We start from the raw sequence: 13,335 nt of genomic DNA, 5'->3' as shown, positions 1-13,335 counted from the left end.
GCCAAACGGGGCGCGGCTACAACTCCGGCGGGTGCATGGTGAAGCGGGCGTTCACCTGAGCGGTGACGGTCTGGCGCTGGGGTTCCAGGTCGAGGGCCGGTGCCATTTCGGTGGCTTCGGCGGCGAAGGCCATGCGGGGTGATCCGCCGGGGGCGTTGGGCCGCAGGGGATAGGAGGGGGCGTTCTCGGCGCCGAGGTCGGCGAGTTCGACGAGGGCGGCGAGGCGGGTGCCGAGGGCGTCGGCGTATTCGCGGGCGCGTTGGACGGCTTCTTTGACGGCTTGGCGGCGGGCGGCGCCGTGGGCCGGGGAGTCGGGGCGCAGGGCCCACCAGGGGCCGTCGACGCGGGTGAGTTCCAGGTCGGCGAGGCGGGTGGTGAGTTCGCCGAGGGCGGTGAAGTCGGTGAGTTCGGCGGTGAGGTGGACGCGGCCGTGGTAGGCGCGGACGCGTTCGCCTTTGCCGCGTTTGGTGAGCTCGGGGCTGATGGAGAAGGCTCCGGTTTCGAGCTTTTCGACGGCGTCGCCGTAGGACTTGACGAGGTCGAGTACGGCGGCGTTGCGGCGGGTGAGGTCTTCGAGGGCGCTGCGGCGGTCGGTGCCGCGTGCGCCGACGGAGATGCCGATGCGGGCGATTTCGGGGTCGACTTCGAGGCGGGCTTCGCCGCGTACGGCGACGCGGGGGGCTTCGGCGGTGCCGTACGGCAGGTCGCTGGTCATGGCCCGTCATTTCCTCCTGGTCATCGGATCGAAACCTGGCGGGGCCTGTTTCCGGGGGCTGCCGTGCGTCAGAATCTACGCGCGTTGTGCACTGCGAATCGAAGGAGATCACATGCCGCTGAACCGTAGGACCTTCCTGGAGCGGTCGGCTGCCGCCGGTGCCGGTGTGGCCTTGGCGGGGTCGGTCGCGGGCCCGGCCGTGGCGCAGGACGAGGCGGGCAAGAGGGTCGGGAGGGACAAGCGGTACTCCTTCACCGTCATGGGGACCACCGACCTGCACGGGAACGTCTTCAACTGGGACTACTTCACCGACAAGGAGTTCGACGACAAGGCGCACAACGACGTCGGTCTGGCGAAGATCTCCACGCTGGTCGAGCAGGTCCGGGAGGCGAAGGGGCGGCGGAACACGCTGCTCATCGACGCGGGCGACACGATTCAGGGCACGCAGCTGGCGTACTACTACGCGAAGGTGGATCCGATCACGGCCGAGCGGGGCCCGGTCCACCCGATGGCGCAGGCCATGAACGCGATCGGGTACGACGCCGCGGCGCTCGGCAATCACGAGTTCAACTACGGCATACCGGTGCTGCGGAAGTTCCAGGAGCAGTGTGACTTCTCGCTGCTGGGTGCGAACGCGCTGGACGCGAAGACGCTGCGGCCGGCGTTCCCGCCGTACAGCGTGCACCGGCTGCGTACGCCGTGCGGGCGGGATGTGCGGGTGGCGGTGCTGGGGCTGACGAACCCGGGGATCGCGATCTGGGACAAGGCGAACGTCAGCGGCAAGATGGTCTTCCCGGGGCTGGAGGAGCAGGCGGCGAAGTGGGTGCCGAAGCTGCGGGCGATGGGTGCGGACGTGGTGATCGTGTCGGCGCACTCGGGGTCGAGTGGGACGTCGTCGTACGGGGACCAGCTGCCGTACATCGAGAACGCGGCGGCGCTGGTGGCGGAGCAGGTGCCGGGGATCGACGCGATCCTCGTGGGGCACGCGCACACGGAGATCCCGGAGTACCGGGTGCGGAACAAGGAGACGGGCAAGGACGTCGTGCTGTCCGAGCCGTTGAAGTGGGGGCAGCGGCTGACGCTGTTCGACTTCGAGGTGGTGTGGCGCAGGGGCCGCTGGGTGGTGGAGAAGGTCGGTGCCTCGGTGCTGAACTCGAACACGGCCGAGGAGGACCCGGAGATCGTGAAGCTGCTCGGTGACGAGCACGCGAAGGTGGTGGCGTACGTCAACCAGGTGATCGGTACGTCGCCGGTGGCGATGTCCACGGCCGAGGCGCCGTGGAAGGACGAGCCGATCATCGATCTGATCAACCATGTGCAGGCGGAGACGGTGCGGGCGGCGCTGGCGGGTGGTGAGTACGCGGCGCTGCCGGTGCTGTCGCAGGCGTCGTGCTTCTCGCGTACGGCGCGGATCCCGGCGGGGCAGGTGACGATCCGGGACGCGGCGGGGCTGTATCCGTTCGAGAACACGCTGGAGGCGCGGGTGCTGACGGGTGCGCAGGTGAGGGAGTACCTGGAGTACTCGGCGAAGTACTACGTCCGGACTGCGGCGGGGGCGCCGGTGGACACGGCGAAGCTGACGAACGCGGAGGGTACGCCGGACTACAACTACGACGCCGTGTACGGGTTGACGTACGAGATCGACATCGCGCAGCCGGTGGGTTCGCGGATCGTGAACCTGTCGTTCGAGGGGAAGCCGCTGGATCCGGCGGCGCGGTTCGTGCTGGCGGTGAACAACTACCGGGCGAGTGGTGGTGGGGCGTTCCCGCACGTGGCGGCGGCGAAGCAGGTGTGGTCGAACTCGGAGGAGATCCGTACGACGATCATCCGGTGGGTGGAGGCGAAGGGGGCGATCGACCCGGCGGCCTTCGCCTCGGTGGGGTGGAGGCTGACGCGGGAGGGTGTCCCGGTCTTCTAGCGGGTGCGCTGGTGCGGGAGCCCGGGGAGGCCGAAGGTGGTGAACGCCGTCCGGCTCGGCAGCGGGTAGGGCTCCTTGCCGGTGAGTGAGTTGAGGATGGTGGCGGCGCGCCAGGCTGCGAGGCCGAGGTCGGGCGCGCCGACGCCGTGGGTGTGGGTTTCGGCGTTCTGTACGTAGACGGCGCCGGTGACGCAGGGGTCGAGGACGAGGCGGTAGTGGTCGTCGATGCGGGGGCGTTCGGCGGAGTCGCGGCGGAGGTAGGGGTCGAGGCCGGCGAGGACGCGGTGGAGGGGGCGTTGGCGGTAGCCGGTGGCGAGGACGACGGCGTCGGTGACGATGCGGTCGCGGGTGCCTTGCTGGATGTGTTCGACGTGCAGTTCGACCTTGGTGGTGGCGAGGCGTCCGGCGGTGCGGACGCGGACGCCGGGGGTGAGGACGGCGTCGGGCCAGCCGCCGTGGAGGGTGCGGCGGTAGAGCTCGTCGTGGATGGCGGCGATGGTGTCGGTGTCGATGCCTTTGTGGAGCTGCCACTGGCGGGGGACGAGGTCGTTGCGGACGTGTTCGGGCAGGGCGTGGAAGTAGCGGGTGTAGTCGGGGGTGAAGTGTTCCAGGCCGAGTTTGGAGTACTCCATGGGGGCGAAGGCCTCGGTGCGGGCGAGCCAGTGGATCTTTTCGGCGCCGGCGGGGCGGGCGCGTAGGAGGTCGAGGAAGATCTCGGCGCCGGACTGGCCGGAGCCGATGACGGTGACGTGTTCGGCGGCGATGAGGCGGTCGCGGTGGTGGAGGTAGTCGGCGGAGTGGAGGACGGGGACGGTGGCTGCGGCGGCGAGGGGCCGGAGGGGTTCGGGGATGTAGGGCTCGGTGCCGATGCCGACGGCGAGGTGGCGGGTGTGGGTGCGGCCGGGTTCCTGGGCGTGGCCGTCGGCGTCGAGCTGGGTGTAGTCGACTTCGAAGAGGTCGCGGTCGGGGTTCCAGCGGACGGCGTCGACCTGGTGGCCGAAGTGGAGTCCGGGGAGGTGGTCGCTGACCCAGCGGCAGTAGGCGTCGTATTCGGCGCGGTGGATGTGGAAGCGCTCGGAGAAGTAGAAGGGGTAGAGCCGTTCGCGGCTGCGGAGGTAGTTGAGGAACGTCCAGGGGCTGGTGGGGTCGGCGAGGGTGACGAGGTCGGCGAGGAAGGGGACTTGGAGGGTGGCGCCCTCGATGAGGAGGCCGGGGTGCCAGTGGAAGGCGGGGCGCTGTTCGTAGAAGGCGGTGGCGAGGCCGCCGGGGACGCCGTGGGCGAGGGCGGCGAGGGAGAGGTTGAAGGGGCCGATGCCGATGCCCACCAGGTCGTGGGGGTGATCGGTGGTGTGGGGGTGTTCGGTCATCGGGTGGTGCTGCCTTCCACGAGGGTGAGGAGGTGGGCCAGGTCGTCGGGTGTGGCGTGGGGGTTGAGGAGGGTGGCTTTGAGCCAGAGGCGCCCGTCGGCGGTGCGGGCGCGGCCAAGGACGGCGCGGCCTTCGGTGAGGAGGGTGCGGCGGATGGCGGCGACGGTGGTGTGGGGGGCGCCGGTGGGGCGGAAGAGGACGGTGGAGAGGGTGGGGCGTTCGTAGAGCTCCAGGGCGGGGTTCTTCTCGACGAGGTCGGCGAGGTGCTGGGCGGCGGCGCAGACCTGGTCGACGAGGGTGCCGAGTCCGCTGCGGCCGAGGGCGCGGAGGGTGACGGCGATCTTGAGGATGTCGGGGCGGCGGCTGGTGCGGAGTGAGCGGCCGAGGAGGTCGGGCAGGCCGGCTTCGGTGTCGTCGTCGGGGTTGAGGTACTCGGCGGTGTGGGCGAGGGGCCGGAGGAGGGCGCGGTCGGGTACGGCGAGGAGGCCGGCGGCGAGTGGTTGCCAGCCGAGTTTGTGCAGGTCGAGGGTGACGGTGGTGGCGCGGTCGAGGCCGCGGAGGAGGTGGCGGCGGGTGTCGCTGAAGAGCAGCGGGCCGCCGTAGGCGGCGTCGATGTGGAGGTCGGCGCCGTGGGTCTCGCAGAGGTCGGCGATCTCGGGGAGGGGGTCGATGCGGCCGGTGTCGGTGGTGCCGGCGGTGGCGGCGACGAGGACGGGGCCGCGCAGGCCGGTGAGGACGGCGTCGAGGGCGGTGAGGTCGAGGGTGCCGTCGGGTGCGGGGACGGTGACGGGCTCGGGCATGCCGAGGAGCCAGGTGGCGCGGTGGAGGGAGTGGTGGGCGCCCGCGCCGCAGACGGTTTGCACGGTGGCGCCGAAGGCGCCGTGGCGTTCGCGCGCGAGGAGGAGGGCGAGTTGGTTGGCTTCGGTGCCGCCGGTGGTGACGAGCGCGTCGGGGTCGGGTCCGGTGGGGTGGACCTCGGTGGCGAGGGCGTGGGTGACGAGCTCTTCGAGGGCGGAGGCGGCGGGGGCCTGGTCCCAGGAGTCGAGGGACGGGTTGAGTGCGGCGGCGGCCAGGTCGGCGGCGACGGCGAGGGCGAGCGGTGGTGTGTGCAGGTGCGCGGCGCAGTGGGGGTGCGCGGGGTCGGCGGCGCCGTAGGCGAGGGCGTGGGTGAGGGTCCGGAGGGCTTCGTGGGGGCCGGTGCCGGTGGGTGGGATGAGGGTGTCGGCGCCGGGGCGGTGGGGTGCGGCATCTGCCGGGGCGGCCGGCTCGGCTGGGGCGGCTCCCGGGGCGCCGGGCTCCTGCCCCGTCAGCGTCGCGTAGAGATGGGCCGTCACCGCGGCCGGGCCGCCGGGGGGCAGGGGGCCGCCGCGGGCTGCGGTGCCGGTGCGGAGGGCGTCGAGCACGGTGTCGACGAGGGGGCGCAGCGCGTCGGGGCCTGCGGGACCTCCGGCGAGGGACGGGGTGCTCATGGGGCCAGCGTGGACCGCCGCCGCACCGGGTGGGTACCGGTGCGGGGCGATCACAACCCGAAAGTGGGACGCCTTCGGCGAGAGGTACGCCGCGGGGTCCCGCTGCTGCTATGCCTCCCGGACGCGGAGTGCGCGGCGCAGGTCGTCGAGCTGGTCGGCGAGCTTGCGGCGCAGGGCCGGGATCATGGTGCCGGTCGCCAGGGTTTCCTCGCCGAGGCGCAGGTTCTCGGCGTCGACCGCGTGGGCCGGGAAGGCGTAGCGGCCGGCGGCCTCGGCGATGGCGGGGCCGCGGCGGTCGGCGAGGGCGATGGCGTCGGGGTAGAACCGGGGCACGTACTCCCGTACGAGCTCGGCCTGTTCGGGCTGCCAGAAGCCCTTCGCGGTGGCGGTGAAGAGGTAATTGGAGAGCGTGTCGGAGGCGAACATCCGCTTCCAGGCGGCCGCCTTGGCCTCGGGGTCCGGGAGTGCGGCGCGGCAGCGGGCGGCGCCTTCCTGGCCGGTGGCGCTGGGGTCGCGGTCCAGTTCGGCGGCGATGGCGTCCTCGTCGGTGGCGCCGAGGACGGCGAGGCGGGTCAGGATGCGCCAGCGGAGCTCGGGGTCGAGGTCGGGGCCGCCGGGGACGGCGCCTTCGTCGAGCCAGCCCTGGAGGGTGCCGGGTCGCTGGGCGGTGTCGATGCGGTGGCGTACGGCGGTGAGGCGGAGGCCCGGGTCGGTGCCGTCCTCGGTGCGGCGGATGAGGTCGCGGGTGAGGTCGGTGAGCAGGTCGAGGGCGTCGGGCCGGGCCTCGGGGAGGACGTACCGGTCGGCGATGTGGGTGGCGGCGAAGCCGAGGACGCCCTGGACGATGGCGAGGTCCTTCTCCTCGGGGAGGTGCGCGCGGGCGGTCTCCAGGTAGGCGGCGGGGGCGAGTTCGCCGTCGCGGACCATGTCCCGCAGGGAGTTCCACACGACGGCGCGGGTGAGGGCGTCGGGGATGCCGGAGAGGTTGCGGAAGGCGGGTTCCTCGGAGTGCTCGTCGAGGCGGACCTTGGCGTAGGTGTGGTCGCCGTCGTTGAGGACGATGAGCGCGGGGCGGGGGCCGGGGATGTGCGCCGGGGTGTCCTGGGGGACGTCGAGCTCGATGCGGTCGCGCAGCACCAGCCGGTTGCCGTCGGCGAGTTCGCGGTCGTACAGGCCGGCGGTGACGCGGTGCGGGCGGCTGCCGGTGCGCTGGACGGCGAGGGTGCCGGTGGCCGGGTCGTAGGCGGGGGTGAGGGTGTCGACGCCGGTGGTGCGCAGCCATGTCTCGGCCCAGCCGTGGACGTCGCGGTCGGTCACGGAGGCGAGGTTGTCGATGAAGTCGGCGAGGGTGGCGTTGCCGAACTTGTGGCGGGCGAAGTGGGCGTTGATGCCGGCGAGGAAGTCCTTCTCGCCCATCCAGGCGACGAGCTGCCGCAGGGCGGAGGCGCCCTTGGCGTACGAGATGCCGTCGAAGTTGAGCATCGCGGAGGCGATGTCGGGGACGGCATCGGGGTCGGGGGCGACGGGGTGGGTGGAGGGCCGCTGGTCGGCGTCGTAGCCCCAGGCCTTGCGTACGACGCCGAAGTCGATCCAGGTGTCGGGGTAGCGGGTGGTGGCCTCGTTGACGGTCTGGTAGCCCATGTACTCGGCGAAGGACTCGTTCAGCCAGATGTCGTCCCACCACGTGAGGGTGACGAGGTCGCCGAACCACATGTGGGCCATCTCGTGGGAGATGACCATGGCGCGGGTCTGGCGTTCGGTGAGGGTGACGGCGGAGCGGTAGACGAACTCGTCGCGGAAGATGACGAGGCCCGGGTTCTCCATGGCGCCCGCGTTGAACTCGGGCACGAAGGCCTGGTCGTACGAGTCGAAGGGGTACGGCTCCTCGAACTTCTCGTGGTATCGGTCGAAGCACTGCCGGGTGACGTCGAGGATCTCGTCGGCGTCGGCGTCGAGGTGGGGGGCGAGGGAGCGGCGGCAGTGGATGCCGAAGGGCAGCCCGGCGTGTTCGGTGCGGATGGAGTGCCAGGGGCCGGCGGCGACGGCGACGAGGTAGGTGGAGATGAGGGGGGTGGGGGCGGTCTGCCAGCGGCCGTCGGCCTGGCGGGTGGTGATGCCGTTGGCGAGGACGGTCCAGTGGTCGGGCGCGGTGACGGTCAGCTCGAAGACGGCCTTGAGGTCGGGCTGGTCGAAGGCGGCGAAGACGCGCTGGACGTCTTCGAGGAACAGCTGGGTGTAGGTGTAGGTCTCGCCGTCGGTGGGGTCGGTGAAGCGGTGCATGCCCTCGCCGGTGCGCGAATAGCGCATGGTGGCGTCGACGCGCAGCTCGTGCGGGCCTTCGGTCAGGGTGAGGGGGTAGCGGTTGTCGTCGAGTGCCCCGGGGTCGAGGGGCTTCCCGTCGAGGGTGAGGGCCCGGAGGGTGGCGGGCTTGAGCTCGACGAAGGTGTCGCCGTGGGTGCGGGCGGTGAACCGGATGACGGTGGTGGAGTCGAAGGTCTCGTCGCCGGTGGTGAGGTCCAGGTCGATCGTGTACCGCTGGACGTCGAGGAACCGGGCTCGGGTCTGCGCTTCGTCGCGCGTCAGTGCGGGCATGGGCCCATGCTGCCCGATGGTTGAAGGCCGGACACGCGAGTTCATCTCAGGGCTGAGCGGACCCGAGCCCGGGGGTCCTCAGGTGGCCGTGGTGGCGGTGACGGTGGCGGTCTCGTGCACCGCGTGGGCGCGGTGTGCCGCCGCGATGACGGCGCGTACGGAGGCGGTGAGCACGGAGGTGTCCCGGCCCACGCCCCACAGGGTGGTGCCGCCGACGCGGCACTCGGCGTAGGCGACGGCGGGGCTGTCGGGTCCGGTGCCGGTGGCGTGTTCGGCGTAGTGGCGGATGTCGACGGGGGTCCCGGCGGTGGCGAGGGCGTCGGTGAGCGCGGAGAGCGGGCCGTTGCCGGTGCCGGTCACCTCGCGGCCGTCCGGGAGGGTGGCGTGGAAGGTGTGCTGGCCGGGGGCGTTTTCGGTGGTGTGCCAGGTGGCGGGGGTCAGCGGGCCGTGCTCGTACGGGGCGAGGTAGGTGGCGTGGAAGAGGTCCCACAGCTGCGGGGCGGTGACCTCCTCGCCGCTGTCGTCGGTGGCGTGCTGGACGACGCGGGAGAAGTCGATCTGGAGGCGGCGGGGCAGGTCGAGCCCGTACGCCGTGTGGAGGAGGTAGGCGATGCCGCCCTTGCCGGACTGGCTGTTGACGCGGATGACGGCTTCGTAGTCGCGGCCGATGTCGGCGGGGTCGATGGGCAGGTAGGGGACTTCCCAGGGGGCCTGCTCCGGCGGGACGCCGAGCGCGGCGGCGCGGGCGGTGTGGTGGGCGAGGCCCTTCTTGATGGCGTCCTGGTGGGTGCCGGAGAAGGCGGTGTGGACGAGGTCGCCGGCGTAGGGGTGGCGTTCGTGGACGGGCAGGCGGTTGCAGTGTTCGACGGTGCGACGGACGGCGTCGATGTCGGAGAGGTCGAGCAGGGGGTCGACGCCCTGGGTGTGCAGGTTGAGGGCGAGGGTGATCAGGTCGACGTTGCCGGTGCGTTCGCCGTTGCCGAAGAGACAGCCTTCGACGCGTTGGGCTCCGGCGAGGAGGGCGAGTTCGGCGCAGGCGACGCCGGTGCCGCGGTCGTTGTGGGGGTGGACGGAGAGGATGACGGCGTCGCGCCGTGCGAGGTTGCGGTGGGTGTACTCGATCTGGTCGGCGTACACGTTGGGGGTGGCGATCTCGACGGTGGCGGGGAGGTTGAGGGTGACGGGGCGGTCGGGTGAGGCGTCCCAGAGGGTGGGGCCGGTGAGGTCGTCGCAGAGCTCGAGGATGTAGTCGGGTTCGGTGGCGTTGAAGACCTCGGGTGAGTACTGGAAGCGGATGTCCTGGCCGGGGCGGGTGCCGGCGAGCTTGGCGATGAGCGTGGCGGCATCGCGTACGAGGGCGTGGATCTCGTCGCGGCTCCGGCCGAGGACGATGTCGCGCCAGACGGGTGCGGTGGCGGTGTAGAGGTGGACGACCGTGCGGGGCAGGCCGTCGATGGCCTGGAAGGTGCGCTCGATGAGGTCGGGGCGGGCGGGGGTGAAGACGACGACGGTGACGTCGTCCGGTACGGCGTCGCTCTGGGCGAGGTGGCGTACGAAGTCGAAATCGGTGCGGCTGGCGGAGGGGTAGGCGACCTCGATCTCCTTGAAGCCCATGGCGACCTGGAGGTCGAACATGCGGCGCTTGCGCGTGGTGTCCATGGGTTCGGCCAGCGCCTGGTTGCCGTCGCGCAGGTCGACGGGGACCCAGAGGGGGGCGTGGTCGATGGTGCGGGTGGGCCAGGTGCGGTCGGTGAGGGCGGGGAGGGGGACGCGGAAGTGGGCGGGGCGGTAACGGTGGCTCGGCATGGCGCCGCCGCGCTGCGGGTTCCAGGCGGGGGCGGTGTCGTTTTGCGTGATGCCGGTGATGCCGGTGGTATCGGTGGTGCCGGTGGCGTACGACATGAAGCCTTCTCTGTTGGACCGGAGTTGACCGGCATGGCCGAGCCCCGCGGCGGGGTGCCGGTCGCGTCAGGCCCCGCCGCGGCGGCCGAGAAGGAGACCACGCAGCTTCATGCGGGGTACAGTAATCATGAAACAACTCCTCAGACAAGCTGAGAGGTGAACGGGATGTCGTCCCTCGGCGCACTGCGCCCCAGCCCCCTGGTCGAACAGGCCGCGGAACGGTTGCGCGAGCAGATCACGGGCGGGCACTGGCCGGTGGGCACCAAGCTGCCCGGTGAGACGACGCTCGCCAAGGAGCTGGGCGTCGGCCGCTCCACGGTCCGCGAGGCGGTGCGCGTCCTGGCCGGCGCGGGGCTGGTGCGGCCGCGGCAGGGCGCCGGCGTGTTCGTCGTCGCGACGGAACCGGCCGTACCGGTGGAGGACTGGGCGACCCGGCTCCGCCGCGCGGCGGTCACCGACGTGTACGAGGTGCGCGCGATGGTGGAGGTCCAGGCGGCGCGGCTGGCCGCGGTACGCCGTACGGACGCGGACCTGGCGGCGATGGACGCGGCGCTCGCGGCGCGGACCGAGGCGGCGGGCGGCGACGACGCGGCGTTCGTGGACGCGGACATCTCGCTGCACGCGGCGGTGGTGGCCGCCGCGCACAACCCCGTGCTGACGGACCTGTTCGGCGAGTTCCTGCCCGCGCTGCGGGAGGGCCTGATCAGCCTGGTGCAGCTGCTGGACCTGCGCGACCGGGAGCCGGGCCACAGCGCCGACCTGCACGCGGAGCTGGTGGAGGCGGTGCGCCGGGGCGACCCTGAGGCCGCGAGCGGCGCGCTCCGCGCGGACATGGAGGCGACGCTGGCGCTGCTGCACGGCGGGTGACGGGCGCGGCGGCGACGTAGCGTCGCGCGGCTGTGGCTTCACGGGGCCTGGGCGTGACGGAGGCGCCACCCGGCCGAAAGCTCAGGCCCGGCGGGAAGCTCAGGCCCGGCGGGCGCCCGGGGCGGTGGCGCAAGCCGCCGCCCGGGGCCTCTGCGCGACCCCGCGCCCGCGACCCTCGCCGCTCAGGGCGCGGTGGGCACGGGGGGCGCGGTCAGGGCCTCGAACGCCGCCGTGACGCGCGCGTGGTCGGCGCCGTCGGCGAGGAGGGCGTGCAGGAGCAGGCGTGCCTTCGGCGGGTCCAGGTCCGCCGCCGGAATCAGGCCGCGGGCGAGGACGTCCGACTCCGAGCCGGGGCCCCGGTAGGTGCGGGTCAGCAGCGCGCCGGAGCCGGTGCGGGAGGCGAGCACGACGGGCATCCGGGCGGCGAGCCGGGCCAGCGGTTCGACCAGCCAGGCCGGCACGTGTCCGGCACCGAAGGCCGCGACGACCAGGCCGTCGAAGCGATCGTCGACGGCCTCCAGCAGTTCGCCCCGGTCGCCGAGCGACAGGGTGATCAGGGCGACGCGGGCCGGCCGGTCGAGGTGCAGCGGCCGATCGACGACGGGCCGCCCGGGCCGCAGCAGCACGCGCGGCTCGCCCTCGACCACGGTGCCGAGCGGGCCGGCGCCCGGGGAGGCGAAGGTGGCGATCGACGTGGTGTGCGTCTTGCGGACGTGCCGGGCGGCGTGGATCTGGTCGGCGAACACGGCGACGACGCCCAGCCCCCGGCAGCCGGGGTCCGCCGCGACGGCGATCGCCGCCGCCAGGTTGGCGGCGCCGTCGGCGCCGGGCAGGTCCGGGCGGCGCATCGCGCCGGTGACCACGACCGGCCGACGGTGCGTGGCGCAGGTGAGGTCCAGCAGGAACGCGGTCTCCTCCAGGGTGTCCGTGCCGTGCACCACCACCACGCCGGAGCCCGCGTCCACCGCCTCCCGCACCTCGCGGGCGAGGGCCGCGAGGTCGTCGAAGGCCAGCGACGAGCTGGGCAGCCGCCGGAAGTCGCGTACCTCGGCCGTCACGCCGTCCGGGAGGGCGCCCGCCGCCGCCAGTACCTGGGCGCCGCCGAGCCGTGCGGCATCGCCGCCCCGCGCGGAGGCGGAGATGGTCCCGCCGAGGGTGAAGACGGTGACGCGGGCCGTCATGCGTCGGGGGACGAGGCGGTCGCGATGGTTTCGTGGTGGCGGATGACTTCCGCGATGATGAAGGTCAGCAGCTTCTCGGCGAACGCCGGGTCGAGCTTCGCGCTCTCCGCGAGCTGCCGCAGCCGGGCGATCTGGCGGGCCTCGCGGGCCGGGTCGGCCGGGGGCAGGTGGTGCCGGGCCTTGAGGTGGCCCACCCGCTGGGTGCACTTGAAGCGCTCGGCCAGCATGTGGACGACCGCCGCGTCGATGTTGTCGATGCTCGACCGCAGCTCGGCCAGTTCCTCGCGGACGGAATCGTGGATGGCGCCGTCGATGCCGTCGATGTCGCTGGTGCTCATGATGAGCGAGCTTAGACGGGACCTGACCCGATCGTCGGTGGGTGTTCGGGATCTGGAATCCGCGTGCTCCAGCCGCCCGGCACCGTCCGCCCCTGCTGCTCGCGGAAGCGGATCGGCGCCGTGCCGACGCGCCGGGTGAACAGCCGCGAGAAGTACGCCGGGTCGTCGTAGCCGACGCGGCGCGCGACCGCCGCGACGGGCAGCTCGGTGCCGGCGAGGAGCTCCTTGGCGCGGCCGAGCCGGATGCCGAGGAGGTAGTCCTTGGGGCTGCACCCGGCGCCGCGCCGTACCGCCGTGCGCAGCTCGGCGGGGGTCATGCCGTGCCGGGCCGCGTGCTCGGCGACCGACAGGGGCTGGAAGGCGTCGCGGGCGAGGGCCTCCAGGACGGGGTCGCCGTCGGCGTTGGTGTCGGCGCGGGCGCGGCGCAGGGTGACGAGGAGTTCGTGGACGGCGGCGGCGGTCTCCACCTCCAGGAGCGGGTTGCCGCGCCGGGCGGCGCGCGCGATGCGGCCGATGACGGAGCGGGCGGGCCCGGCGTCGGCGAGCGGCACGACGGGCCGGTCGGGCTCGATGTAGCCGAGTTCGGTGTACGTGGCGGTGACGGGTCCGGTGAAGTCGACGAAGCCCTCGTCCCAGCCGGTGGCCGGGTCGGGCGCGTAGTGGTGCGGTACGCCGGGGGTGAGCCAGAGCAGCGCGGGCGCGGTGACGGTCAGGCGCCGCCCGTCGGGGCAGCGGTACCAGCCGCCGCCCGCGTTGATCACGACGGCGACGTGGTGGTCGAGGGTCCGCGGGCCGACCGTGGGCAGGGTGCCGTGCTGGAGGCCGACGCCCAGGCAGACCAGTCCGAGGCGCTGGTGGAGCGGGCCGGGCGTGAAGAAGCGCATCCAGGTGCGGTACATCCCTCACCCTCCCCGACTCCCGGGACTCCCCCGGCTCCCCCGACTCCCGGGCGAACCGTTTTTGCGTCCAAACAGCGCTGATCTTTG

The 13,335-nt window shown here is 72.8% G+C and carries 10 protein-coding genes; 2 read left to right on the top strand and 8 right to left on the bottom strand.

The genetic code is table 11. The features are described from left to right. Window positions 1-16: 16 nt before the first annotated feature. Window positions 17-715, bottom strand: a complete 699-nt coding sequence (locus tag ACZ42X_RS22380) for an SIMPL domain-containing protein (protein WP_468292802.1) — start codon at window positions 713-715, stop codon at window positions 17-19. Window positions 716-827: 112 nt separating this feature from the next. Between ACZ42X_RS22380 and ACZ42X_RS22375 the strand changes: the two genes are divergently transcribed. Beyond that, complete coding sequence (locus ACZ42X_RS22375; protein WP_468292800.1) at window positions 828-2,633, top strand: bifunctional metallophosphatase/5'-nucleotidase; 1,806 nt, start codon at window positions 828-830, stop codon at window positions 2,631-2,633. On the opposite strand, the gene ACZ42X_RS22370 is transcribed toward ACZ42X_RS22375, so the two are convergent. From ACZ42X_RS22370 to leuA, 4 genes are all read right to left on the bottom strand, one after another. After that, entirely contained in the window at window positions 2,630-4,000 is a 1,371-nt protein-coding gene (locus tag ACZ42X_RS22370) for a lysine N(6)-hydroxylase/L-ornithine N(5)-oxygenase family protein (RefSeq protein ID WP_468292798.1), read from the bottom strand. The genes ACZ42X_RS22375 and ACZ42X_RS22370 overlap by 4 nt on opposite strands. Then, a complete protein-coding gene (locus tag ACZ42X_RS22365; protein ID WP_468292796.1) occupies window positions 3,997-5,469 on the bottom strand; it encodes a pyridoxal phosphate-dependent decarboxylase family protein in 1,473 nt (490 codons plus the stop codon). Before ACZ42X_RS22365 ends, ACZ42X_RS22370 begins: the two co-directional genes overlap by 4 nt. 108 nt (window positions 5,470-5,577) lie before the next feature. Then, window positions 5,578-8,061: an aminopeptidase N gene (gene pepN / locus ACZ42X_RS22360; RefSeq protein ID WP_468292793.1), complete on the bottom strand. Its 2,484-nt coding sequence runs from the start codon at window positions 8,059-8,061 to the stop codon at window positions 5,578-5,580. 78 nt (window positions 8,062-8,139) lie between these two features. Then, window positions 8,140-9,963 (bottom strand): 2-isopropylmalate synthase, encoded by a 1,824-nt coding sequence (gene leuA, locus ACZ42X_RS22355; RefSeq protein ID WP_468292790.1) that lies wholly within the window; start codon window positions 9,961-9,963, stop codon window positions 8,140-8,142. Window positions 9,964-10,128: 165 nt separating this feature from the next. On the opposite strand from leuA, the gene ACZ42X_RS22350 reads away from it, so the two are divergent. Beyond that, a complete protein-coding gene (locus ACZ42X_RS22350; protein WP_468292787.1) occupies window positions 10,129-10,830 on the top strand; it encodes a FadR/GntR family transcriptional regulator in 702 nt (233 codons plus the stop codon). 182 nt (window positions 10,831-11,012) lie between these two features. On the opposite strand, the gene ACZ42X_RS22345 is transcribed toward ACZ42X_RS22350, so the two are convergent. From ACZ42X_RS22345 to ACZ42X_RS22335, 3 genes are read right to left on the bottom strand one after another with little or no spacing between them, the layout of a single operon-like run. Beyond that, on the bottom strand, window positions 11,013-12,011 hold the full coding sequence (locus ACZ42X_RS22345) for an asparaginase (protein ID WP_468292784.1): 999 nt from the start codon (window positions 12,009-12,011) through the stop codon (window positions 11,013-11,015). Further along, window positions 12,008-12,349: a chorismate mutase gene (locus ACZ42X_RS22340; RefSeq protein ID WP_468292782.1), complete on the bottom strand. Its 342-nt coding sequence runs from the start codon at window positions 12,347-12,349 to the stop codon at window positions 12,008-12,010. Before ACZ42X_RS22340 ends, ACZ42X_RS22345 begins: the two co-directional genes overlap by 4 nt. Before the next feature lie 11 nt (window positions 12,350-12,360). Continuing rightward, a complete protein-coding gene (locus tag ACZ42X_RS22335; RefSeq protein ID WP_468292779.1) occupies window positions 12,361-13,248 on the bottom strand; it encodes a helix-turn-helix domain-containing protein in 888 nt (295 codons plus the stop codon). Window positions 13,249-13,335 lie beyond the last annotated feature (87 nt).

It is taken from the genome of Streptomyces sp. NPDC030862, from assembly GCF_055571835.1.
The sequence above is the reverse complement of the archived record's forward strand: the minus strand, read 5'-3'. Positions and strand labels throughout refer to the sequence as shown.